17 protein-coding genes, 2 tRNA genes, 3 rRNA genes and 2 pseudogenes are annotated in these 24,597 nt (G+C 65.1%); 13 read left to right on the top strand and 11 right to left on the bottom strand.

Annotated features, from left to right (window positions below; all coding sequences use genetic code 11):
* The first annotated feature begins 385 nt into the window (after nt 1-385).
* Nucleotides 386-1,591 carry a Cdc6/Cdc18 family protein gene (locus C474_RS01835; protein ID WP_008383385.1) on the top strand — a complete coding sequence of 402 codons (1,206 nt, stop codon included), beginning with the start codon at nt 386-388 and terminating at the stop codon, nt 1,589-1,591.
* A gap of 194 nt (nt 1,592-1,785) precedes the next feature.
* Here C474_RS01835 and C474_RS01830 read toward each other — a convergent pair whose 3' ends face one another.
* A complete protein-coding gene (locus C474_RS01830; RefSeq protein WP_049916644.1) occupies nt 1,786-2,619 on the bottom strand; it encodes a helix-turn-helix transcriptional regulator in 834 nt (277 codons plus the stop codon).
* Between the two features lie 67 nt (nt 2,620-2,686).
* Nucleotides 2,687-3,247, bottom strand: coding sequence for a TATA-box-binding protein (locus tag C474_RS01825; protein WP_008383381.1), 561 nt, complete (start codon nt 3,245-3,247; stop codon nt 2,687-2,689).
* Between the two features lie 822 nt (nt 3,248-4,069).
* Here C474_RS01825 and C474_RS01820 point away from each other — a divergent pair.
* The 5 genes from C474_RS01820 to C474_RS01800 all read left to right on the top strand — a co-directional run bounded on the left by C474_RS01820 (nt 4,070) and on the right by C474_RS01800 (nt 11,002).
* Nucleotides 4,070-5,542, top strand: a 16S ribosomal RNA gene (locus C474_RS01820).
* A gap of 120 nt (nt 5,543-5,662) precedes the next feature.
* Nucleotides 5,663-5,734 (top strand) — tRNA-Ala (locus C474_RS01815).
* A gap of 235 nt (nt 5,735-5,969) precedes the next feature.
* Nucleotides 5,970-8,977 (top strand): 23S ribosomal RNA (locus C474_RS01810).
* 135 nt (nt 8,978-9,112) lie between these two features.
* Nucleotides 9,113-9,234: ribosomal RNA gene (rrf, locus tag C474_RS01805) — 5S ribosomal RNA — on the top strand.
* Together the 16S, 23S and 5S rRNA genes with 1 tRNA gene alongside form the textbook arrangement of a ribosomal RNA operon.
* A gap of 502 nt (nt 9,235-9,736) precedes the next feature.
* Complete coding sequence (locus tag C474_RS01800) at nt 9,737-11,002, top strand: hypothetical protein (RefSeq protein ID WP_152421580.1); 1,266 nt, start codon at nt 9,737-9,739, stop codon at nt 11,000-11,002.
* A gap of 32 nt (nt 11,003-11,034) precedes the next feature.
* Here C474_RS01800 and C474_RS01795 read toward each other — a convergent pair whose 3' ends face one another.
* The gene (locus tag C474_RS01795; RefSeq protein ID WP_008383377.1) at nt 11,035-11,412 is read right to left on the bottom strand and encodes a hypothetical protein; all 378 of its coding nucleotides are present in this window, start codon (nt 11,410-11,412) and stop codon (nt 11,035-11,037) included.
* Nucleotides 11,409-11,753, bottom strand: a complete 345-nt coding sequence (locus C474_RS01790; RefSeq protein WP_008383376.1) for a hypothetical protein — start codon at nt 11,751-11,753, stop codon at nt 11,409-11,411. The genes C474_RS01795 and C474_RS01790 overlap by 4 nt, the downstream gene beginning before the upstream one ends.
* A gap of 136 nt (nt 11,754-11,889) precedes the next feature.
* Between C474_RS01790 and C474_RS01785 the strand changes: the two genes are divergently transcribed.
* Nucleotides 11,890-13,080, top strand: coding sequence for a redox-regulated ATPase YchF (locus C474_RS01785; RefSeq protein ID WP_008383374.1), 1,191 nt, complete (start codon nt 11,890-11,892; stop codon nt 13,078-13,080).
* Nucleotides 13,081-13,253: 173 nt separating this feature from the next.
* A complete protein-coding gene (locus C474_RS01780) occupies nt 13,254-13,502 on the top strand; it encodes a hypothetical protein (RefSeq protein WP_008383372.1) in 249 nt (82 codons plus the stop codon).
* An 86-nt stretch (nt 13,503-13,588) separates the two neighbouring features.
* Here the strand turns inward: C474_RS01780 and C474_RS01775 are convergent, their stop codons facing one another.
* On the bottom strand, nt 13,589-14,254 hold the full coding sequence (locus C474_RS01775) for a helix-turn-helix domain-containing protein (protein ID WP_008383370.1): 666 nt from the start codon (nt 14,252-14,254) through the stop codon (nt 13,589-13,591).
* Between the two features lie 168 nt (nt 14,255-14,422).
* Here C474_RS01775 and hutU point away from each other — a divergent pair.
* The 4 genes and pseudogenes from hutU to hutH all read left to right on the top strand — a co-directional run.
* Nucleotides 14,423-16,095 (top strand): annotated as a pseudogene (gene hutU / locus C474_RS01770) (urocanate hydratase); the annotation flags it as partial.
* 116 nt (nt 16,096-16,211) lie between these two features.
* Entirely contained in the window at nt 16,212-17,153 is a 942-nt protein-coding gene (gene hutG / locus C474_RS01765) for a formimidoylglutamase (RefSeq protein ID WP_049916642.1), read from the top strand.
* A complete protein-coding gene (hutI, locus tag C474_RS01760) occupies nt 17,150-18,394 on the top strand; it encodes an imidazolonepropionase (RefSeq protein WP_049916641.1) in 1,245 nt (414 codons plus the stop codon). The genes hutG and hutI overlap by 4 nt, the downstream gene beginning before the upstream one ends.
* On the top strand, nt 18,391-20,013 hold the full coding sequence (hutH, locus tag C474_RS01755) for a histidine ammonia-lyase (RefSeq protein WP_008383364.1): 1,623 nt from the start codon (nt 18,391-18,393) through the stop codon (nt 20,011-20,013). Before hutI ends, hutH begins: the two co-directional genes overlap by 4 nt.
* Nucleotides 20,014-20,216: 203 nt before the next feature.
* Here hutH and C474_RS01750 read toward each other — a convergent pair.
* From C474_RS01750 to C474_RS01730, 5 genes are all read right to left on the bottom strand, one after another.
* Nucleotides 20,217-20,291, bottom strand: a tRNA-Glu gene (locus tag C474_RS01750).
* 106 nt (nt 20,292-20,397) lie between these two features.
* On the bottom strand, nt 20,398-21,603 hold the full coding sequence (locus C474_RS01745; RefSeq protein ID WP_008383362.1) for a metal-dependent hydrolase family protein: 1,206 nt from the start codon (nt 21,601-21,603) through the stop codon (nt 20,398-20,400).
* An 87-nt stretch (nt 21,604-21,690) separates the two neighbouring features.
* Nucleotides 21,691-22,623 carry an MOSC domain-containing protein gene (locus C474_RS01740; RefSeq protein WP_008383359.1) on the bottom strand — a complete coding sequence of 311 codons (933 nt, stop codon included), beginning with the start codon at nt 22,621-22,623 and terminating at the stop codon, nt 21,691-21,693.
* 6 nt (nt 22,624-22,629) lie between these two features.
* A complete protein-coding gene (psmA, locus tag C474_RS01735; RefSeq protein WP_008383358.1) occupies nt 22,630-23,382 on the bottom strand; it encodes an archaeal proteasome endopeptidase complex subunit alpha in 753 nt (250 codons plus the stop codon).
* Nucleotides 23,383-23,503: 121 nt separating this feature from the next.
* Nucleotides 23,504-23,683: an HVO_2922 family protein gene (locus C474_RS01730; RefSeq protein WP_008383356.1), complete on the bottom strand. Its 180-nt coding sequence runs from the start codon at nt 23,681-23,683 to the stop codon at nt 23,504-23,506.
* A gap of 161 nt (nt 23,684-23,844) precedes the next feature.
* Between C474_RS01730 and C474_RS01725 the strand changes: the two genes are divergently transcribed.
* Nucleotides 23,845-24,336, top strand: coding sequence for a hypothetical protein (locus C474_RS01725; RefSeq protein WP_152421579.1), 492 nt, complete (start codon nt 23,845-23,847; stop codon nt 24,334-24,336).
* A 25-nt stretch (nt 24,337-24,361) separates the two neighbouring features.
* Here C474_RS01725 and C474_RS21170 read toward each other — a convergent pair.
* Nucleotides 24,362-24,550: pseudogene (locus C474_RS21170) on the bottom strand (dihydrofolate reductase); the annotation flags it as partial.
* Nucleotides 24,551-24,597 lie beyond the last annotated feature (47 nt).

Here is a 24,597-nt window from a genome sequence, read left to right as displayed (position 1 = left end):
GAACGGCTCGAGTTTCGAGCCAACTGGACGCGAAGTTGGGGTTGTTCCGGAGTCGTTCGGAAGTCCTCTGCTCGGTACGCGTTCGGGACAACTTCTCACGCCGAGGTGTCGGCTCGAGTTTCCGCTCGTCGTCGGATGGCCGACTCTTCTCTCCCGGTTTTCGTTGGGTTACGGGGTGCTATCCGTCCTTCATCGACGATGTCCGGCCGTCGTTTTCTCGCTGAGCCAAGGGAAAACTCTCCGGGCACACCGTGTTTCCGGTGAACCTCCTCCCCCGTTTCGACTGGACCTACCCCCGGGTGTGGGGCCGTTCACCGGAAACGTGGTGTGTGTGTCGGACCGGAAGATGACAAGCCATTTCACCGGAAACGTGGTGTCTTGTGGTATGCCGAACGCCAGCGACGATCTCTTCACTCGGGAGGACCCCATCTTCGCCAACAAGGAACTCCTCGAGATAAACCACCTGCCGGGCGAGGGCCGCATCGTCGGCCGCGACGACGAGATATCCAACCTCGCGACGGCGGTCAACCCCGCCATCTTCGGACAGAGTCCGAGCAACGTCCTCATCTACGGAAAGACAGGTACCGGCAAGTCGCTCTGCGCGAAGTACGTCTCACAGCGTCTCGTCGAAACCGCGAGCGAGGAGGCCGTGAAAGCGACTTTCGCCTACGTGGACTGCGCGCAGGACACGACGGAGACGCAGGCGGTCCAGACCATCGCCGACAGCGTCAACCGGTCGGAGGTGACCGGAATCAAGGTCCCCGATAAAGGTCTCAGCACGTCGACGTACTACAAGCGTCTCTGGCGCATCCTCGACGCGCAGTACGACGTCGTTCTCATCATCCTCGACGAGATAGACAAACTGAGCGACGACGACATCCTGATGCAACTCTCGCGCGCGGGCGAGGCGGGCAAGATAGACCAGTGCAAACTGGGCGTCATCGGAATCAGCAACAAGATCCAGTACAAAGACCGGATGGACGAACGGGTCAAATCGAGCCTCTGCGAACGCGAGTTCGTCTTCCCCCCGTACGACGCGAACCAACTCAGGAACATCATGCAGGCGCGCAGCGACGCCTTTCGCGACGGCGTGTTAGACGCCTCGACCATTCCGCGGGCCGCGGCGCTTGCCGCGCGGGAACACGGCGACGCGCGGAAGGCCATCGATATCCTCCGGTACGCCGGCGAGATAGCGCAGTCGACGGCCGCTCCGACGGTCCGCGAGGAGTTCGTGACGCAGGCGCGCGAACGGGCGGAGACCGACCGCTTCCGGGAACTCATCCGCGGGTCCACGCCGCACTCCCGCTACGTCCTCCAAGCCCTCGCCATGCTGTCGCTCTCGAACGAACGCAAGGACGGGTTCCGAACGAGTCGGGTCTACGAAGTGTACGAGAACATCTGTACAGGGGAGGGCTCCGACAGCCTCTCGCTCAGACGAGTCCGTGACCTCCTGAAAGAACACGCGTTCCTCGACATCATCGAGCAGTCGAAACACAGCGGTGGGAGCGCCGAGGGAAGTTACACGAAACACCAGTTGCTCGAAGATCCGCAAGTAGTCAGAGACGTACTGACAGAAAACGTCGGGACGTGAGTCGTCCGAAGAGTACGAGGCACAAGTACTCGGTCGGACGTACTCACTAGCTGCTGGGCGGTGCGGGCCGAAGCGCAACGGGGTCCGAGCGTCGGGGTCGACATCGACGCGACCGCGTTTGCTACTTCGCGAGGGGAAACTTATATCTTCTCACGCTCAGAAGTGATTGGAACAGTCACGAGTGACCGGAGAGGTCACGATCCGTTCTGCTCGAAGGGGTTCTTCGACGTCTCACCGTTCGTCTCGTCGCCCACCGACGGAGTGTACGAGTCGGTCCGGTAACGAGCGTACGTCCGCTCCGCCCAGTCGACGAAGTCGTCGTCGGTGCCGTCGATACTGGCGATGAGGTTACCCTGGTCGTCGTACGCGGCGAGATACGCGTGTCCGTCTACCAGCATGAGTCCGAACTCCAGCCGTTTCGGCGAGACGAACAGTTGGAACTGGTCGAGTTCGTACGCGCGGGTGAGGTCCTCGGGGTACTCCGACGCGGAGGTCTCGAAGACGCGTTCGTCGATGACGAGTTGGACGCTCGACTCGGGGCCGATGATGCGCTCTGCCGCCTCGTTGAAGATGCGGCTGACGATGGGCGTGATTCCCCGGAACTCGTCGACGTAGTCGCTCCCGGCGACGGTCAGAAACCGGTTGATGGGCGCGTGCGGGTTGTCCGACGTCGCTGCCGTTCCGTGGAGTCGACGGAGGACGACGGGGTCGAGGTCCGAGACGACGCTGCCCACGTTGGCGAGCAGTACCGAGAAGCGGTCGGCGACTGCGACGGTCGCCTCGAACTCCTCGTACCCGTTCGCGACCATCTCCCCCGCGGCCGTCAGCGCGTACCGCCCGTCGTCGGTTTCCTTTTCGGCCCACCCGCGTTCGACGAAGGCACTCACCGTTCGTTGCGCCGTCTCCCGCGCGCACGAACACTCCGTCGCCAACTCGCTCGGTCGATGGGGATGGTCTCGAAGGGCCCGTAGAATCGCGATCCGACTTTCAGATCCGACGAGAAACGCTATCTCATCACGTGCGCTCATACTCGACTACTTTCTTGGCCGATGCTATCACGCTTTGGACTGCTCGGCGCTCCCGAATCGGGGACGGTCAGTCGAGCAGTCCCAGGTTGTCGATACGCTTGACGATCTCGACGACGGCCGTCTCGGCGTCGTCGGTCTGCTTTCCGCCCGTGATGACGATCTTACCGGAACCGAACAGGAGGATGACGACCTCCGGTTCGTCCATCCGGTAGACGAGACCGGGGAACTGCTCGGGTTCGTACTCGACGTCTTCGAGGCCGAGGCCGATGGCCAGAGCGTTCAGGTTCAGGTTGTGACCGAGGTCCGCGCTGGAGACGATGTTCTGGACGGTTATCTCGGGGTCCTCGTCGACGGGGATGCTCAGTCCGCGAAGTTTGTCGAAGATGATACCGAGCGCCTCGTGGACGTCGTCGATGCTCTTCGCGCCCGTGCAGACGATCTTTCCGGAGCGGAAGATGAGCGCGGCCGCTTTCGGATCCTGCGTCCGGTAGACCAGTCCGGGGAAGTTGTCGGGGTTGAAATCGGCACCGGGGAGGTCGTCCGCGAGTGCTTCGAGGTCGAGTTCCTGTCCGATTCCGGTCGATGCGACTACGTTCTGAATCTCGATGGAGTCTGCCGGCGCACTCATTGTTCGCTGGAAACGTCTCTCCCCTAGCTTATAAAGCGACCCGTTGTTATACGTCCCCAAGCGGCCCTCGTCGTTCGTACCCTATTTGTATCCCGCGCCTGCCCGCGTACGTCGGTATCGTGCTAATATATAATCTGTTCGAATGTCGTTCGAATTGGGCCATATCGAGTTATCGTTACACAATACCATCAATATCTCACTATTTTTTGGAAATCGTCCCGAATCAACGAGGTTAAGTATAACCCGGCCATTCGTAGAAATACGCGGGGCGCCCCGGGCGACCGGGGTGCCACACTTCCAAAGCACGCTCGAATCGCGTCCCACTCGGATNACCCGGCCATTCGTAGAAATACGCGGGGCGCCCCGGGCGACCGGGGTGCCACACTTCCAAAGCACGCTCGAATCGCGTCCCACTCGGATCTCCGGGCACGCGAGTGCCTCGCACTCGCACGCTCGAACCGAGACGACGCCCTTAAGTGTTCGAGTCCACTTCGGAAGAATGCGAACGACACACCGCGACCGTGCGACGGTTCAACCCCGGCGCACACTCGGACACGGTCCCCTCGGGGACCACACGAAGACCACGCACGAACCGACGGCCTTAAGCCAACGACCGTGCAACGTCCAAGTCCGAAGCCATGAGGATTCCACCCCTGCGGTCCGCCGTACAAGATGGAATCTGATGTTAGCCTTGGTAGTTCGGTGCCACCCGTTCGGTAACACGGTGGGCAGCGAATACCACGAACGGACCACGCAATGGTGATGCCCCCGACACATCGTCGGGGACCATCCCGCCAAACCCCCCTCTCATAGAGGGGAACCATTCCGGTTGATCCTGCCGGAGGCCATTGCTATCGGAGTCCGACTTAGCCATGCTAGTTGCGCGAGTTCAGACTCGCAGCAGATAGCTCAGTAACACGTGGCCAAGCTACCCTGCAGACACGGACAACCTCGGGAAACTGAGGCTAATCCGCGATACCGATCCCAGGCTGGAACAGCCGGGATCACTAAACGCTCCGGCGCTGCAGGATGCGGCTGCGGCCGATTAGGTAGACGGTGGGGTAACGGCCCACCGTGCCGATAATCGGTACGGGTTGTGAGAGCAAGAGCCCGGAGACGGAATCTGAGACAAGATTCCGGGCCCTACGGGGCGCAGCAGGCGCGAAACCTTTACACTGCACGCAAGTGCGATAAGGGGACTCCGAGTGCGAGGGCATATAGTCCTCGCTTTTGAGAACCGTAAGGCGGTTCTCGAATAAGAGCTGGGCAAGACCGGTGCCAGCCGCCGCGGTAATACCGGCAGCTCAAGTGATGGCCAATCTTATTGGGCCTAAAGCGTCCGTAGCTGGCCGTGAAAGTTCGTCGGGAAATCCATCCGCTCAACGGATGGGCGTCCGGCGAAAACTTCACGGCTTGGGACCGGAAGGCTCGAGGGGTACGTCTGGGGTAGGAGTGAAATCCTGTAATCCTGGACGGACCACCGATGGCGAAAGCACCTCGAGAAGACGGATCCGACAGTGAGGGACGAAAGCTAGGGTCTCGAACCGGATTAGATACCCGGGTAGTCCTAGCCGTAAACAATGTTCACTAGGTGTGGCACAGGCTACGAGCCTGTGCTGTGCCGTAGGGAAGCCGAGAAGTGAACCGCCTGGGAAGTACGTCCGCAAGGATGAAACTTAAAGGAATTGGCGGGGGAGCACTACAACCGGAGGAGCCTGCGGTTTAATTGGACTCAACGCCGGACATCTCACCAGCTCCGACTACAGTAATGACGGTCAGGTTGATGACCTCGCCACGAGCTGTAGAGAGGAGGTGCATGGCCGCCGTCAGCTCGTACCGTGAGGCGTCCTGTTAAGTCAGGCAACGAGCGAGACCCGCACTCTTAATTGCCAGCAGCAGTTCCGACTGGCTGGGTACATTAGGAGGACTGCCAGTGCCAAACTGGAGGAAGGAACGGGCAACGGTAGGTCAGTATGCCCCGAATGAGCTGGGCTACACGCGGGCTACAATGGCCAGAACAATGGGTTGCAACCCCGAAAGGGAACGCTAATCTCCGAAATCTGGTCGTAGTTCGGATTGAGGGCTGAAACTCGCCCTCATGAAGCTGGATTCGGTAGTAATCGCATTTCAGAAGAATGCGGTGAATACGTCCCTGCTCCTTGCACACACCGCCCGTCAAAGCACCCGAGTGAGGTCCGGATGAGGCCATCGCAAGATGGTCGAATCTGGGCTTCGCAAGGGGGCTTAAGTCGTAACAAGGTAGCCGTAGGGGAATCTGCGGCTGGATCACCTCCAACGATCGGGACCAGGTCGACGACCTGGCCCACCTTTGGCACATTCGCGTGCCGCTTCCGTTCCACTACTCAACGCCCGCCCGTCGCCGAACGGGCACCTTAGAACTACCAAGGCTAACACGGGCCCGTAGCTCAGCGGCAGAGCACCTCCTTTGCAAGGAGGAAGCCCTGGGTTCAAATCCCAGCGGGTCCATCTAATCGCGAATCATTCACTCCAATCCGAGTCCCTTAAGTGGGTCCGGACCAGAGAATGATTCCCGAAGACGAAACCGATGCACTATCCCGCGAAAGCGCGGATAGGAAGGGTTCGACGGACGCTCCGGAACATATCACACCCTCCGGACGTTCAATGACGACCGTATGTACGCGTGCAATCCAGACGCCCACTGAACCCGTTCAACCGGGACACGTGGACGTCCGATAACAACTGTAACTGGCTACTGTACTGGCTGGTGAATGGCTCGGCTCGAGAGCCGACGAAGGACGTGCCAAGCTGCGATAAGCCTGAGGAAGCTGCATGGAAGCGAAGAACTCAGGATCTCCGAATGGGAATCCCTTCAACAATTGCTTCGCGCAATAGGGAACGTTCCGAATTGAAACATCTTAGTAGGAACAGGAACAGAAATCAATCCGAGATGTCGTTACTAACGGCGAGTGAACGCGACACAGTCCAAACCGAATCTCTTACGAGAAATGTGGTGTACGGACATCCGATCACGGCTCTCAACGACACGAGAAGTCTCCTGGAACGGAGCGTGATACAGGGTGACAACCCCGTATCGTGTCCGCGAGAACCCGAGGTTGCTCCAGAGTAGCGGGGGTTGGATATCCCTCGTGAATGTCGCAGGCATCGACTGCGAAGACTAAACACTCCTCGAGACCGATAGCGAACAAGTAGCGTGAGCGAACGCTGAAAAGCACCCCGAAAAGGGCGGTGCAATAGGGCCTGAAATCAGTCAGTGATAGAGCGACGGGGCATACAAGGTCCTCGGAAAAACAACCGTGGGGCGACCCACCAGTAGGAATCCGAGGAAGCCGGTGTTCCGTCGTACGTTTTGAAAAACGAACCAGGGAGTGCACTTACTTGGCGAGTCTAACAGGATCATCCTGGAAGGCGTAGGGAAACCGACAAGGCCGCAGCATTGCGAGGGCCGCCGTGTTCAAGCGCGGGGAGTCAAGTGGGTGCTACCCGAAACCAGATGATCTACACGAAGGCAAGACGAAGCGTGGCGAAAGCCACGTGGAGGTCTGTTAGGGTTGGTGTCTTACAATACCCTCCCGTGACCTGCGTGTAGGGGTGAAAGGCCCATCGAATCTGGCAACAGCTGGTTCCAGCCGAAACATGTCGAAGCATGACCTCATCCGAGATAGTCTGCGAGGTAGAGCGACCGATTGAGTGACCCGCCTCCGAGAGGAGTCGGCCACTCTGTCGAACTCCGAACTTGCAGACGTTGTAGACGATGGGAATCCGGACTGCGGGGTAAGCTTGTGGTCCGTGAGGGAGACAACCCAGAGCCGGGTTAAGGTCCCCAAGTGTGGATTAAGTGCGATCGAAGATTGTCTCAAGCCCTAAACAGCCGGGAGGTGAGCTTAGAAGCAGCTACCCTCTAAGAAAAGCGTAACAGCTTACCGGCCGAGGTTTGAGGCGTCGAAAATGATCGGGGCTCAAATCCACCACCGAGACCTGGCGGCGCCCTTCGGGGCGACCCAGTAGGCTGGCATTCTGTGCGGGTGGAAGCACGGGCGAGAGTTCGTGTGGACCGTTCAGAAACGAAAATCCTGGTCACAGTAGCAGCGAGAGTCGGGTGCGAACCCCGACGACCTTACGAGTAAGGGTTCCTCGGCACTGCCAATCAGCCGAGGGTTAGTCGATCCTAAGTCTCACCGTAACTCGAATGAGACAAATGGGAAACTGGTTAATATTCCAGTACCAGCATCACTCAAAGCCGACGCTTTGGGAAACACTGAACCGGGCCTTCGCCCGGTCGAATCGTGGAAACTCGTGGAAGCCGTAACGGCACGAAGCGAGCGAAGCGCGAGATAGCGCAAGTCAGTGGTACTCAGAGCCCGTGAAAAGGCGAGATGTCTGCTCGTACCGAGATCCGACACAGGTACTCTGGCGGAGAAAGCCAAGGTCTGTCGGGATCAACCGACGTTAGGGAATTCGGCAAGTTAGTCCCGTAAGTTCGCGATAAGGGATGCCTGCTCTTGACCGAGCAGGTCGCAGTGACTCGGGCGCTCCAACTGTCTAGTAACAACATAGGTGACCGCAAATCCGCAAGGACTCGTACGGTCACTGAATCCTGCCCAGTGCGGGTATCTGAACACCTCGTACAAGAGGACGAAGGACCCGTCAACGGCGGGGGTAACTATGACCCTCTTAAGGTAGCGTAGTACCTTGCCGCTTCAGTAGCGGCTTGCATGAATGGATCAATGAGAGCGCCACTGTCCCAACGTTGGGCCCGGTGAACTGTACGTTCCAGTGCGGAGTCTGGAGACCCCCAAGGGGAAGCGAAGACCCTATAGAGCTTTACTGCAGGCTGTCGCTGAGACGTGGTCGCTGATGTGCAGCATAGGTAGGAGCCGTTACACAGGTACCCGCGCTAGCGGGCCACCGAGGCAGCATTGAAATACTACCCGTCAGTGACTGCGACTCTCACTCCGGGAGGAGGACACCGGTAGCCGGGCAGTTTGACTGGGGCGGTACGCGCTCGAAAAGATATCGAGCGCGCCCAAAGATTTCCTCACGCGAGTCGGAAACTCGTGGAAGAGCGCAAGAGCACACGGAAGTCTGACAGTGTCATTCCCAACGAGTGACGCTGACGCGAAAGCGTGGTCTAGCGAACCTACGAGGTCCCTCCATGGGACCCGTAGATGACAGAAAAGCTACCTTAGGGATAACAGAGTCGTCACCGGCAAGAGCACATATCGACCCGGTGGCTTGCTACCTCGATGTCGGTTCCCTCCATCCTGCCNCAGAAAAGCTACCTTAGGGATAACAGAGTCGTCACCGGCAAGAGCACATATCGACCCGGTGGCTTGCTACCTCGATGTCGGTTCCCTCCATCCTGCCTGTGCAGAAGCAGGCAAGGGTGAGGTTGTTCGCCTATTAAAGGAGGTCGTGAGCTGGGTTTAGACCGTCGTGAGACAGGTCGGCTGCTATCTATTGGGGGGGTGAGGTACTTGACGGGAACGATCGTATAGTACGAGAGGAACTACGATTGGTCGCCGCTGGTGTATCGGTTGTCCGAGAGGGCAGATGCCGAGTAGCTACGCGACACGGGGTAAGAGCTGAACGCATCTAAGCTCGAAACCCACCTGGAAAAGAAGTACCATTACGGACACTCGTAGAAGACGAGTTCGATAGACTTGGGGTGTACGCGCCGAGGCAACGAGGCGTTCAGCCCACGAGCACTAACAGTCCATGCCACATTCATACTGTTCATCGGACCAGTCTACTGGTCACGGATGAACGGGTTCAGGCGTTAACTGGATTGCACGCATACATACGGTATCACCGAACCACCAACGATTGGTATCACCACGACGGTTCGATTCCGTCGGTTGGCGTTAAGGCGGCCACAGCGGCGAGGTAACCCCCGTACCCATCTCGAACACGGTAGTTAAGCTCGCCAGCGTGAACGCAAGTACTGGAGTGTGCGAACCTCTGGAAACACGTTCTCGCCGCCTCCACTCATACGATATTATACGCACCTCCAAACGAGGTGCCCCCACACGCTCGCGCGGGACCGACCCGCGCGAGCGTGTTTCATTTCGAACGCAGCACACACCCGACGAGGAGCGACCGCACTCCGAACCTCTCGAGCGCCCCGGGCACGTCGNCCCGCGCGAGCGTGTTTCATTTCGAACGCAGCACACACCCGACGAGGAGCGACCGCACTCCGAACCTCTCGAGCGCCCCGGGCACGTCGCCGCACCATTCCGAGACCGACCTCGACCCCGTCACCCCTTCACGTACGTCCGATCCGAATCCGGGCCCGTCTTCGCACCGGCGAATGCACCGGCGAATGCACCGATTCGGACGACTCGATAGGGCGTACCGATTCTCGGTCAACCTCCCACTGAACCCGGCTCCGTCTGCCGATTAAACCGAGTTAAATTCGGCTAAAACCGGATGTAGTTGGTATCACAGACTATCAGTATTATGTGTATGTAGGTTCTCAGTGAAATCGTAATGCGCACCAAATCACTGACGATTGTGCTGGCGCTGTTGCTCGTGACCGCCACCTTCCCGGCGGCGGCGAGTGCGGCGACGACGGTGGGCGTCGCCGTCGACCAAGACGACGCGACGGGCGAGGCAGTCGTCCTCGTCACCGACAACGGAACCGCAGTCGAGAACGCGACGGTGAACGTCACCGGGGAACTGGCGTACGCGGGTGCGGGGACGTACCGAACGGACGCGAACGGGACCGTAACGCTGCCCGAACCCGCGGAGACGCAGAACGTTACCGTCGTCGCGGCGGACGGGGACGCGACGGGTGAGACCACCGTCCGTCTCGTCGGCGCGGAGTTCTCGGTCGACGTGACGCAGGCCGACGACGGCGCCGTAACCGTCGACGTCTCTCGCGCCGGCGCGGCGGTCGAGAACGCGACGGTCGAAGTGACCGTCGAGAACGGCAGTTACGCGGCGGCCGGCAACTACACGACCGACGGGAACGGCACGGTCGAACTCGCCGCCCCCGCCGAGAACGTCACCGCGACCGTCACCGCCTCGGAGGCCGACGACGCGGCCACCGAGACGGTGACGCTCCTCGCGCTGTCGGCGCCCCTCGACCTGACGGTCGAGCAGGCGGCCGGCGTCGAAATCGACGTTTCCCGCGGCGGCGAAGCAGTCGAGAACGCCACGGTGAACGTGACGAGCGACGGAAATTACAGCGGAACGGGGACCTTCGAGACCGGAGCCGACGGGACCGTCTCTCTGGCCGCGCCGACGGAGAACGTCTCCATCACGGTCAGCGCGACGGCCGACGGCGACACCGTCTCCGAGACCGTCGAGTTGACGACCGAGTTCGTCGGAGAACAGAGGAACTTCGGGCAGGCGGTGCGGGCGTTCCTCGACGCACTGCGCACCGCGGGCTTCAACGGCCCGCCGGGGCGCATCATCTCCGACTTCGCGACGGCGAACAACCCCGGCAACGCGGACGATGCGCCGGGCCGGTCTGACGCGTCGGATCAGTCGGACGCACCGGGTCGTTCCGACGCACGCGGACAGGCGAAGAAGGACGCGGCCGACGATAAGCGCGGACCGCCGGAACACGCGAAGAGCGGTCAGGACGGAGACGACTCCGACGCGTCGAAGGACGACCGAGTGGAGAACGACGCCGACGAAGAGGACTCCGAGGACGCAGACGCCGATGACGGCGACGACGAATCCGAGGACGACGAGAAGCGGCCGTCCTCGGACCGCGGTAACGGAAACGGCAACGGACGGAACAAGTAGTTACCTCGAACGCCGACTTCGGAGTTCGGGGCTCACGGTTCGGTATCCTCTTTTGCGAGTCGCATCCTGAGATCCGAGAGCGGAACGCCCGCACGCGCGGCGATTCGGTCGGGGTCCACGTCGAACCGCTCGGACGCCCGCACCGCGCCGACGGCCACGAGTTCGTTGCGCGCGTCCGGCGGCGACCACGTCGGGACGGGCGATTCGGACTCCAAGGCGGCGACGGCGACGGTGCACACCAGCGCCGCGGTCAGCGGGTCGGATTGCGGGTCGAGGGCGTCCTCGCGGGCGCGTTCGACTGCGCCCGCCAGCGCGAAGTAGCGCCGCGAGTCCGTCGCTTCGAGCAGCGCCCGTTCCAGTGCGCTGTCGACGACGGCCGACAACGCGTCCGCGTCGGGTCGGTCGGTCACGCCCCGCCCGTCGCTGCGAGATCCGCGTCGACGACGGTGCCGTCGGGGCGAAGCGTAACGCGGCCGAGCGTCACCGTCTCGCCGTCCGGCGTCTCGGCCGCGATGGCGCGGAGCGTACGCTCCCGGTCGAGTCGCTCCCAGACGGCCTCCTCGACGAGGCGCTGGAACTCCTCGGGGTCGGTCCACCCGGAGTCGATGTCCGAGGGGACGTGGACGACGAACTGTAGGTCGGCCTCGGTGACGTGGATTCCGACGCCGAACGTGTCCCCGGCGCCGGAATCGCCGTTGGGGCTGGCGTCCGTGTCGGCGTCGTCGTCTGCGTGCCTGTCGCTGTCGCTCATGTCCGTTCTTCGGGCGTGGCGAGGCAAATAGTCGGTGGTGCGTCGTCGCGACGACGACTCTATGCGAACTGCCAGCACGGGACTGAGAGCGAGCGGATAGGACGCCTTTTGCCCGCCGAGTAATTTCGAGAAGTCAATGAGCTACAAAATCGGACTCGTCGGCAAACCCTCCGTCGGCAAGTCCTCTTTCTTCAACGCGGCGACGATGAACGACGTGCCCGAGGGCGCGTACCCGTTCACGACCATCGACCCCTCCGTCGGCGAGGCGTACGTCCGCGTCGACTGCGCGGCGCCCGAGTTCGACGAGACGTGCACGCCGTCGGTGGGATACTGCGACGACGGCACGCGGTTCGTCCCGGCGAAACTCGTCGACGTGGCGGGTCTCATCCCCGGCGCGCACGAGGGGAAGGGCCTGGGCAACCAGTTTCTCACCGACCTGAACGAGGCGGACGTGCTCGTCCACGTCGTCGACTTCTCCGGCGAGACGGACATCGAGGGCGAGGCCACCGAGGGCCACGACCCGCGCGAGGATATCGACTTCCTGGAGGACGAACTCGACATGTGGTATCTCGACGTCTTGGAGAAGGGCCTGGAACGCTACCGGTCGGGCTACAACGGCGAGGAAAAACACGTCGAGGAGGACCTCGCAGAACAGATGTCGGCGTTCAAGACGAACAAAGACGAAATAAAGCAGGTCGTCCTCGGACTCGGTCTCTCCTTGGACCCCGACGAGTGGGAACGCGAGGACAAGGAGGCCATCGCCCGCGAGATTCGAAAGCGGACGAAGCCGATGCTCATCGCGGCGAACAAGATGGACAAGCCCGCCGCACAGGAGAACTTCGCGGAGATAACCGCAGACTCCGACTACGACCACCTGACGTTCGTCCCCGCCAGCGCGCACGCGGAAAAGGCGCTGAAGAAGGCGGCCGAGGGCGGCGTCGTCGACTACGAACCGGGCGCGGCCGACTTCGACATCGTCGGCGACGTGAGCAACGAGCAAGAGGAGGGACTCGAACAGATCAGAGAGTTCATCGACGCCTACGGCGGGGCGGGCGTCCAGCAGTCGCTGGAGGCCGCCCTGTTCGACGTGATGGGCGCCATCGCCGTCTTCCCGGGAAGCGCGAACGGGAAGTCCGACGCGGAGGGGGTGTTCCGCGACTGCTTCGTCCTGCCGGAGGGGTCGACCACCGAGGACTTCGCGTACCACCTGCACTCGGACATCGGCGACGGTCTGCTGCACGGCATCGACTGCCGGTCGAAGCGACAGGTCGGTTCGGACCACGAACTGGAGCACCGCGACGTGGTAGAGATCGTAACGACTGGTTAAGTTCGATACTGGTCCGGATTACTACATAAAGCGAGTCGCATGAACTATCACCGATGAACCGATATGAACCTACGATGCGGGAGAAAAGCCCTACTCTCGATGCCACCGTTTCTGGGGAAATCGGTGGTCTCGGAGGAGACGTTACGCTCGACGACCTCTTCGGGGACGACTGGATGGCGATGCATACGGACAGCGAGTCCATCGCCGAGTTCGTCCGGTCGTGCGACTACGAGGTCGAAGACCAGGAATCGTTCGAAAACATCCCGGACAGGCGGTGGGACGCGCACGTGGCGGCTCACTCGCAGTTCGACGACTGGGGGTCGATGCTGTCGGCCGCCGTCGAGACGTACGTCGGCATCGTGCGCCCGACGCCCGACGCCGGACCCGACGCGAACGACCTGCCCGCGGAAGCCAGCGACTGAACGGGCGAGAGCGGTACCTTACCTGACACGGCCCGGTTCGGTTCGACTCGATACGACCGACCGGCCTCGACGCGACGTGACCAGACTCACCCCGCGCCGCGGCGGCCGCGGAGGTGTTCGAAGACGGCACCGACTATCTTGTTTTCCGCGCGGCGGAGGTGCTCCTCCGCCGTCCGTCGGCCGACGCCCAGATTCGCCGCCAGTTCCTCGGTCGTTGTCCGGCGCGGGATTTCGTAGTAGCCGCCATCGACGGCCGCGCGCAGGGCGTCGTACTGTCGCGGGCTGAGGTCCGGCAGGAGGCCCGCCGGCGACGGCGGTGCACCCTCGGCGACGACGTTCGCGTGCCGTTTCGACCGGACGTCGACGGTCATGCCGTCGGCGACGAGTTCGCGGTAGACGGCCGTCAGCGACGACGGGTCGAGGGCGAGGACGCGACAGAGTTTCGCGCCGCCCTCGTACCGAACGGGCGGGAGCAGGAGGCAGTCGTTCCGGACGAGGTACGCCTCGATGGCGTTCGGTTCCCGCCGCCGCAGGCAGTCGTCGGTGATGAGGAGGACCTCCCCGTCGCGGTCGAGTCGCTCCCGGACGCCGACCGCGCGTTCGACCCGTTCGACCACCGCCTCGGCGGACGGCCCGCGGATGTGTAACAGGTCACAGTGCTCGTTGCACCACAGTTCCAGCGACGCGTCCGTCTCCGCCGTCGCCAGCGTGTAACCGCCGTCCCCGGATATCTCGAACGTCGCCTCGTACACGCCGACACGTCCGCGGCGGGAGTATATAAAACACCCTCCGAACGGAGGCCGAGCGAGTATCCGTAACGGGCGTCGACTAGCCGCATGGACGAGACGGACGAAAGAGACGGCGCGGGTAAACGGAGCGAGACCGAGGCGGGGGACGGGGAGACCGGTCGGCGCCGATTCGACGTCGGCGACCCCTCCGAGGAGTGGAAGCGGTATCAGGGGTCGCCCACCGGGACCGACGTCGAGTGCCGGGGGTGGCGACAGGAGGCGGCCCTGCGGATGCTGAACAACAACCTCGACCCCGAGGTGGCAGAACGCCCCGAGGACCTCGTCGTCTACGGCGGCACCGGGCGCGCGGCCCGGTCGTGGGACGCCTACGACGCCATCCTCGCGGAGTTGCGCGAGTTGGGCGACGAGGAGACGCTTCTGGTGCAGTCGGGCAAGCCCGTCGGGCGGTTCACCACGCACGAACGCGCTCCCCGCGTCCTCATCGCCAACTCGAATCTCGTCGGCAAGTGGGACGACTGGGAGCACTTCCACGAACTGGAGGCCGAGGGGAAGATGATGTACGGGCAGATGACCGCCGGGTCGTGGGCGTACATCGGCACGCAGGGCATCCTGCAGGGGACGTACGAGACGCTGGCCGAACTCGGCCGCCAGCACTTCCCCGACGAGGAGGGGCTTCGAGGTAGAACCGTCGTCACCGGCGGTCTCGGGGGGATGGGCGGCGCGCAACCCCTCGCGGTGACGATGAACCGCGGCGTCTGTATCGCCGCCGAGGTGGACGAGCGCAGAATCGACCGGCGCATCGAGACCGGCTACTGCGACGAGAAGACCGACTCCGTCGCGGAGGCGGTCGAACGCGCCGCGGCGGCCGCGGACGCCGGCGAACCGTACAGCGTCGGCGTCCACGGCAACGCCGCCGACGTGTTGGAGGAGATGCTCGAACGCGGCTTCGTCCCGGACGTCGTCACGGACCAGACCAGCGCGCACGACGAACTGGAGGGCTACTACCCGAGCGGATTCTCGGTCGCCGAGGCGGACGCCCTCAGAGCGGACGACCCCGAGCGCTACGTCGAGGAGAGCGTCGACACGATGGAGCGTCACGTCGACGCCATCCTGGAGATGCAGGAGCGCGGGAGCGTCGCGTTCGAGTACGGCAACAACATCCGCGGGCAGGTGGAGTCGTACAAGAACCGCGGGGATGCCTTCGACTTCCCGGGGTTCGTCCCGGCGTACATCCTGTCTCTTATACACATCTCTGAGCGNCGCCTCCCTCGCGCCATCAGAGATGTGTATAAGAGACAGTCCTCGACCTGTTTCCCGACGACGACCGCCTCTCGCGGTGGATTTCGCTTGCCCGCGAGGAGGTGCAGTTCCAGGGCCTCCCCGCCCGCGTCTGTTGGCTCGGCTCCCGAACCGACGGAGAGGGTCTGACCGAACGGGCCCGGTTCGCCCTGCGAATCAACGAACTCGTGGCCGACGGCGAGATTTCGGCGCCGATAGTCGTCACCCGCGACCACCTCGACGCCGGGAGCGTCGCCAGCCCGCACCGCGAGACGGAGGAGATGCGCGACGGCACGGACGCGGTGGCTGACTGGCCCATTCTGAACGCCCTGCTCAACTGCGCCGCCGGCGCCGACATCGTCAGCGTCCACGACGGCGGCGGCGTCGGCATCGGCAACGCCCTCCACGCGAACGACCACGTCGTCCTCGACGGCACGGACCTCGCCGCCGAGAAGGCGCGCGCGGTGTTCACCACCGACCCCGGCATGGGCGTGGTCCGCCACGCCGACGCCGGCTACGAGGAGGCGCTGGACGAGGCGGAGCGGTCGGGCGTCCGCGTTCCGATGCCGCCGACGGACACCGGACCCGCCAGCCGAGGCGGAACGCCGGCGGGAGACGGGACGGGGAGTGACGACGAAACCGGCGGAGCGGCCGGGAGCGACGGAAGCGGAGGTGAATCCCGATGACTACGATGGACCCCGCGCCCGAGTGGGCCGGTACCTCCGCGGACCCGAACGACGAGCAGTTCGGTCACGTCGTCGAGCGAACGGCGCTCGATTCGGTATCCGGGTACGACGCCGTCCTCGTCGGCGAACCGTACGACGGCGCGGTCGTCGGCCGCCCCGGCGCGCGCGACGGCCCCGCGGCGATTCGCGACGCCCTCGCGGGCGTGAAGACGCGCCACTTCGAGGCCGGGTCGGTCGGGAACGTCGGCGACGCGGGCGACGTTCGACTCGCCCGCGGGGCCGTCCGCGACGTGCAGGCGTCCCTGCGCGAGACAACCGCCGGTCTGTACGACGCCGGCGCCCTGCCGGTGTTTCTCGGCGGCGACAACTCGCTGACCTACCCGAACGTCGTCCCCCTCGTCGAGTCCGCCCGCGCCGACGGGGAACGCGTCGGCGTCGTCAGCCTCGACGCTCACCTCGACTGCCGCGAGGTACACGACGGGGAACCGACCAGCGGCACGCCCTACCGGCAACTGCACGAGGTGGGGTTGGAGACGCTCTGCGTCGTCGGCGCGCGGCACTTCGAGACGACCGGGGCGTACGCCGACTACCTCGACGAACGCGGCGGGACCGTCGTGACCGCCGAGTCCGTCTCGGCGGGTATCGACGCGACGCTGGACCGGATTCGGACCGCGACGGCGGACGCGGACTCGCTGTATCTGAGCGTCGACGTCGACGTGCTCGACGCCGCGGCGGCCCCCGGCGTCAGCGCGCCGACGCCCGGCGGTCTCACGTCGAGAGAGCTGTTCGCCCTCGTCCGCGGCGTCGCCGCCGACGAGCGAGTGCGGGGGTTCGAGGTGGTCGAGTGCGCGCCCTCCTTGGACCCGACGCCGACCGGACGCACCGCCGCGACGGCCGCACGCGCCGTCGCCCACTTCTTCGCGGGGGTGGCGGCGTGACCGACCTCCTCCTGACGGACGCCGCCGAGGTCGTGACGTACGCCGACCACGAGCGATTAGAGCGGGTCGAGGACGCCGCCGTCGCCGTCGAGGGGGGCCGCGTCGTCGCCGTCGGCCCGACCGACGAGGTGACCGCGGAACACCCCGAGAGCGACGCCGATGAGGTGGTCGACTGCTCGGAGCGAGCGGTCGTGCCGGGGTTCGTCGACCCGCACACGCACGCTCTGTTCGCCGGCGACCGCTCCGACGAGTTCGAGGAGAAACTGCGCGGGAAGACCTACCAGGAGATACTCGCAGACGGCGGCGGCATCCTCCGGACCGTCGACGCGGTGCGGGAGGCCTCGACCGAGGAACTAGTCGAGAACCTCACCGAGCAGTTCGACGCGATGCTCGCGCACGGGACGACCACCGTCGAGGTGAAGTCGGGCTACGGACTCGACAGGGAGACCGAACTCCGGATGCTGGAGGCCATCGACCGGGCGGCCGAGACGCACCCGATTCGCGTCGTCCCGACGTTCATGGGCGCGCACGCGGTTCCCCGCGGCCGCGACGCCGACGACTACGTCGAGGAAGTCGCGACCGAGCAGATTCCGGCCGTCGCCGAGCAGGGGGTCGCGGAGTTCTGCGACGTGTTCTGCGAGGAGGGCGTCTTCGACGTGGAACAGTCCCGGCGCGTGTTGGCGGCGGGGACGGAACGCAGCCTGAAGCCGAAGGTTCACGCCGAGGAACTGAGCCACCTCGGCGGGACGGAACTGGCCGCCGAGGTGGGTGCGACCAGCGCCGACCACCTCCTGCACGCGACGGCGGAGGATATCGACGCCCTCGTCGACGCCGGCGTGACGCCCGTCCTCCTGCCGGGGACGGCGTTCGGCCTCGGGTCGGCGTACGCCGACGCGGAGACGTTCCTCGACCGCGGCGCGCCGGTCGCACTCGCCACGGATTTGAACCCGAACTGTTACTCCCAGAGCATGCCCTTCGCCATGACGCTCGGGTGCGTCGAGATGGGTCTGACGCCCGCGCAGGCCCTCGGCGCGTCGACGGTCAACGCCGCGCGCGCGGTGGACCGCCCCGACGCCGGCCGACTCGAACCCGGGTCGCCCGCCGATTTCGCGGTGCTGGACGCTCCGAGCTACGTCTACCTGTCGTACAACTTCGGCGTGAACGCCGTCGACACCGTCGTCGTCGGGGGAGAAACGGTCGTCGACGGCGGAACGGTCGTGGACCGGGAGGTGGTCGCGTGACCGACTGCGAGACGGTCGTCGTCGACGGCGCGTCGCTCACTCCCGACGACGTGGCGGCGGTGGCCCGCCGCGGCGCGACGGTCGAGATAGCCGAGGACGCGCGAGCGGCCGTCGTCGCCTCGCGCGAACGGGTCGAGGAGATAGTCGAGAGCGGACAGACCGCCTACGGACTGAACACCGGATTCGGACAACTGGTGGACACGCGAATCGAGGAGTCGGAGATAGAGCGGCTCCAGACGAACCTCCTGCGGAGTCACGCTTCCGGGGCGGGGCGCCCCCTCGACGAGGAGGAGGTTCGAGCGATGCTGCTGACGCGGCTGAACGCCCTCGTCAAGGGGTACTCCGGCGTCCGAGAGGTGGTTGTCGACCACCTCGCGACGATGCTGAACGAGCGGGTGCATCCGGTCGTGCGCTCGCGCGGGAGCCTCGGCGCGTCGGGCGATTTGGCGCCGCTGGCGCACCTCTCTTTGGTGCTCATCGGGGAGGGGGAGGCGACCGTCGACGGCGAACGACTCGCCGGGGCGGACGCGCTGGCGACGGCGGGGCTGACGCCGCTAACGCTGGCCTCCAAGGAGGGGTTGGCGCTCATCAACGGGACGCAGTTGACGACGGGCATCGCCGCCTTGCTCGTCGTCGACGCCGAACGGGTCTGCGAAGCCGCCGACGCCGCCGGCGCCCTCACGACGGAGGTGACGATGGGGACGACGGCGAACTGCAACCCGGCCGTCCAGCGCGTCCGCCCGCACGCGGGGCAGGCCGCGGTGGCCGAGCGGATTCGAGCGCTCACCGCCGACTCCGAGATAGTCGAGTCGCACGCGAACTGCGACCGGGTGCAGGACGCCTACTCCATCCGCTGTCTCCCGCAGGTCCACGGCGCGGTTCGCGACGCCGTCGACCACCTCCGCGAGGCGGTCGAAGTGGAACTCAACAGCGCCACCGACAACCCCCTCGTCTTCGACGTCCGGGAATCGCTGAGCGATTCTCGAGCGCGCCCGGACTCCAAGAGTTCCGGGGACGCCGCCGGGGCCGACGGCCGAGCGACCGGGACGGACGAGTCGGTGGTCATCTCCGGCGGCAACTTCCACGGCGAACCGCTGGCGCTCCGCCTCGACTACTTCGTCAGCGCGCTCACGGAACTCGCCGCCATCAGCGAACGTCGCGTCGACCGAATGGTAAACCCCAACCTGCAGGAGGAGCATCTGCCGCCGTTCTTGACCCCCGAACCCGGACTCAACTCGGGGTTCATGATCCCCCAGTACACCGCCGCCTCGCTGATAAACGAGATGCGCGCCACGGGTCGGCCGTCGATGGACAACACGCCCGTCAGCGGCGGGCAGGAGGACCACGTGAGCATGAGCGCCACGAGCGCGTTCGCCGCGAAGTCGGCGCTCGAGAACGCCCGAACCGTCGTCGCCGTCGAACTGCTCACCGGCGCGCAGGCGTCGGAGTTCGTCGACGACTCGCTGGCGCACGGCCGCGGAACGAGCGTCGCCTACCGGGTCGTCCGCGAGGCGTCGCCGCCGGTGGTGGAGGACCGGAGCCTGGACGGCGACATGGAGGCCGTCGCCGGCCTCATCGCCGACGGGACGCTGTCGAAACGCCTCGCCGCCGAACTGTGAGACGCGGTCGAAAACCCCTAGCGGACCCCCCCGGCGTAGCTCTCGGAACTATCACGGACGATTCACCGGAAACCCGGTGCGCCGAGGAACGGGGGTCCGCCGCTCGGACGCTGCTGTGTGTACCTGTACGACGCGCCAGAAGAGGAACGCCTATCGTCACGACGCGACGAGAGACGTCGCTCGAAGGTCAGTTTCTCGAAAAGTGCTCCGGCAGGGATTCGAACCCTGGTCATCACCGTGAGAGGGTGATATGATTGGCCGGACTACACCACCAGAGCGCATCCTATCGTATCTCACCGACGAATAAAACCGTTCCGTTTCGGGACGGGTGTGGCGCGCAGTAGCGCATCACTGCACCGCCGCGACGGGGAATTTGGGCCCGACCTACGCGACTCGGTCGCCGTCGCGGTAGACTGCGTCGGCGTCGCGCCACGCCGTCACGTCCTCGTTCGGGTCGGCGTCCAGAACGAGGAGGTCCGCTCGCTGACCCTCCGCGACGCGGCCGACGTCCCCGACGCCGAGGAGTTCCGCGGCGGTGACGGTGGCCGCTTCGAGCGCTTCCGCGGCGGTGAGGCCGTACTCGACCAGCAGTTCCATCTCGCGCAGGGCGTTCTCGCCGTGGAAGTTGAACGGCGTCCCGGCGTCGGTGCCCATCGCTATCGTCACGCCCGCCTCGAGGGCGTGCTCCCACGCGCGCTCGAACCGCTCTTGGGCGTCCTCGGCTTTCTCGACGGCCTGCTCGGGGATGCCCGCTTCGACGCCGTTCTCGACGATTCCCTCCAACGCGCTGGCCGTCGGCACCCAGTAGGTCCCCTCGCGGGCCATCATGTCGGCCGTCTCCGCGTCCATGAACGTCCCGTGCTCGACACTCGTGATTCCGGCGCGGACGGCGTTCTCGATGCCGTCTTTCCCGTGGGCGTGCGCGGCGGTCGGCACGCCTTTCGGCGACGCGGCGTCGACGAGGGCCGTCAGTTCCGCCTCCGTGAGTTCCGGCGCGCCCGTGACCGCCCCCTCCGTGAGGACGCCGCCGGTGGCCATGCACTTCACGACGCCCGCGCCCCGCTTCAGTTGCTCTCTGACGGCCTTTCGAACCTCGTCGGTTCCGTCGGCCTCGCGTCCGAACCAGTGGCCGTGCCCGCCGGTCATCACGACGTTCTGACCGCAGGCGACGACGCGCGGGCCGGGGAGGACGCCCTCCTCGACCGCTCGGCCGGCGTCGAGGGCGAGGCTTCCCGGCGCCCCGAGGTCGCGGACCGTCGTCACGCCCGCCTCCACGTTCTCGCGGAGGTTCGCGGCGGCGCGGTAACTCAGCATCTCGGCGCTCTCTGCGTCGACCGTCGCCACGTCGGGTCGGCCGTCCATCATCAGGTGGACGTGCGAGTCGACGAGTCCGGGGGCGACCACCTTCCCGTCTGCGTCGACGGTTTCGACGGCAGCGTCTCCGCTCTCGCCCACCGCGTCGGCCGAATCGGCGGCGTCCGCGCCCACCGCGACGATTCGTCCGTCGCCGTCGACGACCACGTCCGCCCGCCGCGTCCCGTCCACGTCGGCCACGCGGCCGCCCGCGAACACGAGTCTGTCTGCGTCCATGCCGCGTCGGTTTCGCGTCCTTCGGCCTAAACGTCCGGGTAGCGGTATCGTGCGGCGCCGACCGGCATCGAGCGAGAGAAGAGCGACTCAGTCGTCCGCCGGGCGCGAGTCGCCGACGCGAACCTCGTCGCCGACGGCGAGCGTCTCGCCCCACGAGGACGCCGCGACGCGCGTGTTCACCATGAGGCGGAAGTTGTGGTCGAACCAGTCGCCGCCGGACTCCGTCTGACGGCCCCCGGAGCGCCGCTCCGGGACGCCTTCGGACCACGCGGGCATCGTCTCCCGCCGACGCCGAACGAACGTCTCGCGGAGGCCGTCGTACTCCTCGCCCGTGTCGGGGTCGCGGGAGGGGACGACGCAGCGCTGACAGGGGTTGACGCCCGCGAACCGGACGTCACCGATCCGAAAGTCGACGACGCGGCCCCGCCGGTCGAACAGTCGATCCTCCCAGAACGCCGGCAGTTCGCGGTCGAGTCCGCCGAGTTCGACGTTCGCGCGCAGGCGGCGGCGCATCCCGTCGACGCCGATGCCGTCGAACCACGAGGCGACTTCGCGGAGCGTCGCGGTGCTGATGACCGTCGGTCCCGACGCCTCGGTGTCGTCCGGGAAGCCCCCCTCGCGGTTCCGCCGGAGCGACACCTCGTACCCGAAGTACTCGGAGAGACGCTCGGTCAATCTCGCCCCGTCGGCGTCGTCGTCCACGTCGAACGCCTCCGTCTCGCGGTCCGGGAGACTCACTCGGAGCGTCCGCGTCTCGAAGTCGAAGTCGGCGCGGACGCGGTGAATCGAGCGCTCCCGCTTGCCGTTGACGTACTCACCCGCAGAATCGAACAGCGCGAACTCCCGGTCGCCGTCGAGGCCGCCGTTGCGGACCACGCGGACCGAGTCGCGGTCGCATCCGTCGAGGGATTTCACCGGAAACGTCGTGAGTCGCCGGACGACGGCCGTCGGCGCGTGCTTCAACTCCGAGTCCGAGTCCGAGTCGGCGTCGGACGCCGACTCCGTCCGCTCGTCGGCCATCGCGCCTTACTGGGCTTCGTCGGAGTCGTCCTTTCCGGGGACGTGCTCGGAGAGTACTTCGTCTATCTCGTCCTCGCCGACGTCGCGGTAGCCCTCCGCGGAGAGCGTGACGGCGCTCACGTCAGGCGATTCGAGTTCGTCGTCGGTGACGAGGAGGGCGCGGACGGCGAGGGTGACGCCGTCCGACAGCGACAGTTCCTCGTTCCACTCCTCTTCGAGGAACTCCTGGATGTCGTTGCGTTTCGCGCCGATGGCGACGGCCTTCCACTCCTGCGGCGCGCCGGAGGGGTCCGTCTGGAGGAGTTTCGGTTGGGCGTCCTCGCCCTCGCCGTCCATGCCGCCGATGAGGAGTGAGGCGCCGAAGGGGCGGGTACCCCCGCGCTGGGTCGTCTCCTGAATCATATCGGAGAGCGACGTGGTCAGCGTCTCCACGCCGATGGGCTCGCCGTAGCGGAGGTGGTTCACCTGCGCCTCCTGTCGGGCGTCGTCGACGAGTTGCCGAGCGTCGGCGACGTGTCCCGCCGTGGCGGCGCCGAGGTAGTCGTCCAGTTTGTGTATCTTCTCGATGCTGTCGGCCTCCATGAGCGACGAACTCGTCCGGCGCTGCGCGGCGAGAACGACGCCGTCGGCGGTTCGGATACCGAGGCTCGGCGCGCCTCGCTTGACCGCCTCGCGGGCGTATTCGACCTGATAGATACGTCCGTCGGGGGAGAACAGCGACGTGCCTCGGTCGTACGCCTGCTGATCGTTCCGATTCATGCCCCCATATCCGACCCCCGGAGGTATAAAAGCACCACCGAGGGCTGATAGTACCGCATCCCGGTAACGTATTTACGTGCACCGCGCGAGCGGCGGTCGGAGAATCGAACGACCGGCCGGCTCAGACCGTCTCGACCGGCGCGTCGGGGGCGTTCTCCTTCACGCTCCGAATTCCCTGTTTGGCCTTTTGTCTCGTGGCGTACCCCTCGCCGCTGTCGGCGAGGATGTTGCCGTTGCGGTGGAGGAGTCGCCAGCGGTACTTCCCCTCCCTGTCTTCGTAGAGTTCGAACGTGGCGGACACGCTCTTCGATTGGGGCGGCGGCGACAAAAGCGTGGTCGCGGACCGACCGTGGAAACTCAAGCGGCCGGTTCGCTCGGGAGACGGAAGTGCCCGGGTGATACGGGCGATGCTGTCGTATCACACAGACGAACTTTTTCTCCTCGGACGCCGTTCGCACCGACGTGCCTTACACCTCCCGAACCGTCGTCGCGGTGTTCGTCGTCGGCCTCCTCGTCGGCGGCGGCGCGGTCGCGTTCGTCCTGCCCGGGTCGGTGACGACGAGTCCGACGTCCTCGACGGGCGCCGCCACGGGGTGCGTCGCGGACCCGCCCGCCGGACCGTCGTCGTACCTCGTCCGCGTCCCCGACGACGACCGGACGACGTTCCTGTTCAACCGCACGTTCGCGCACGAGGCGACGTCGCTACAGATTCGCGGCACCGTCGAAACGCCCGAACCCGGCGTCTACGTCTACCGAGTCACGACGGCGCCGGATACCGACTCCGAGAAACCCGCCCCCGGGGACTGCACGCCGTTCACGCAGATGGACGGCGTCGCGTCCGTTCCGAGCGACTACGAGCGGTTCTCGGTCGTCGTCGACGGCGAGACGCTCGCCACTGTCGAGAACGACGGCTCGCACGTCATCTTCCGACGCGTCGAGAACGAGACGGCCTGACGCCGCGGTCCGACCGCTTCGGCCGCTACGGATCGACTCGCTCGTACGTCACGAAGTCGAACGCGTCGCCCCCGTCGCGTTCGACTTCCCGCCACGCCGACTCCTCTCGCGCGGGAAACGTCGCATCGCCCTCGTAGGACTCCCGAATCTCGGTCAGAATCAGCCGACTCGCCCGCGGGAGGAACTGCTCGTAGACGCGCGCGCCGCCGGCGACGTAGACGGTGGAGACTGTCTCTTATACACATCTCTGATGGCGCGAGG

This window comes from Halogeometricum pallidum JCM 14848, from assembly GCF_000337095.1.
GTDB classification, from domain to species: domain Archaea; phylum Halobacteriota; class Halobacteria; order Halobacteriales; family Haloferacaceae; genus Halogeometricum; species Halogeometricum pallidum.
Note: the sequence above shows the minus strand (reverse complement) of the source record. Positions and strands in the feature narration are given on the sequence as shown.

Bases quoted from the DNA above. Each gene is read 5' to 3' on its own strand.
- C474_RS01835 (WP_008383385.1), top strand. From the start codon at position 386: ATGCCGAACGCCAGCGACGATCTCTTCACTCGGGAGGACCCCATCTTC.
- C474_RS01830 (WP_049916644.1), bottom strand. From the start codon at position 2,619: ATGAGCGCACGTGATGAGATAGCGTTTCTCGTCGGATCTGAAAGTCGG.
- C474_RS01825 (WP_008383381.1), bottom strand. From the start codon at position 3,247: ATGAGTGCGCCGGCAGACTCCATCGAGATTCAGAACGTAGTCGCATCG.
- C474_RS01800 (WP_152421580.1), top strand. From the start codon at position 9,737: ATGCGCACCAAATCACTGACGATTGTGCTGGCGCTGTTGCTCGTGACC.
- C474_RS01790 (WP_008383376.1), bottom strand. From the start codon at position 11,753: ATGAGCGACAGCGACAGGCACGCAGACGACGACGCCGACACGGACGCC.
- C474_RS01785 (WP_008383374.1), top strand. From the start codon at position 11,890: ATGAGCTACAAAATCGGACTCGTCGGCAAACCCTCCGTCGGCAAGTCC.
- C474_RS01780 (WP_008383372.1), top strand. From the start codon at position 13,254: ATGGCGATGCATACGGACAGCGAGTCCATCGCCGAGTTCGTCCGGTCG.
- hutG (WP_049916642.1), top strand. From the start codon at position 16,212: ATGACTACGATGGACCCCGCGCCCGAGTGGGCCGGTACCTCCGCGGAC.
- C474_RS01745 (WP_008383362.1), bottom strand. From the start codon at position 21,603: ATGGACGCAGACAGACTCGTGTTCGCGGGCGGCCGCGTGGCCGACGTG.
- C474_RS01740 (WP_008383359.1), bottom strand. From the start codon at position 22,623: ATGGCCGACGAGCGGACGGAGTCGGCGTCCGACGCCGACTCGGACTCG.
- psmA (WP_008383358.1), bottom strand. From the start codon at position 23,382: ATGAATCGGAACGATCAGCAGGCGTACGACCGAGGCACGTCGCTGTTC.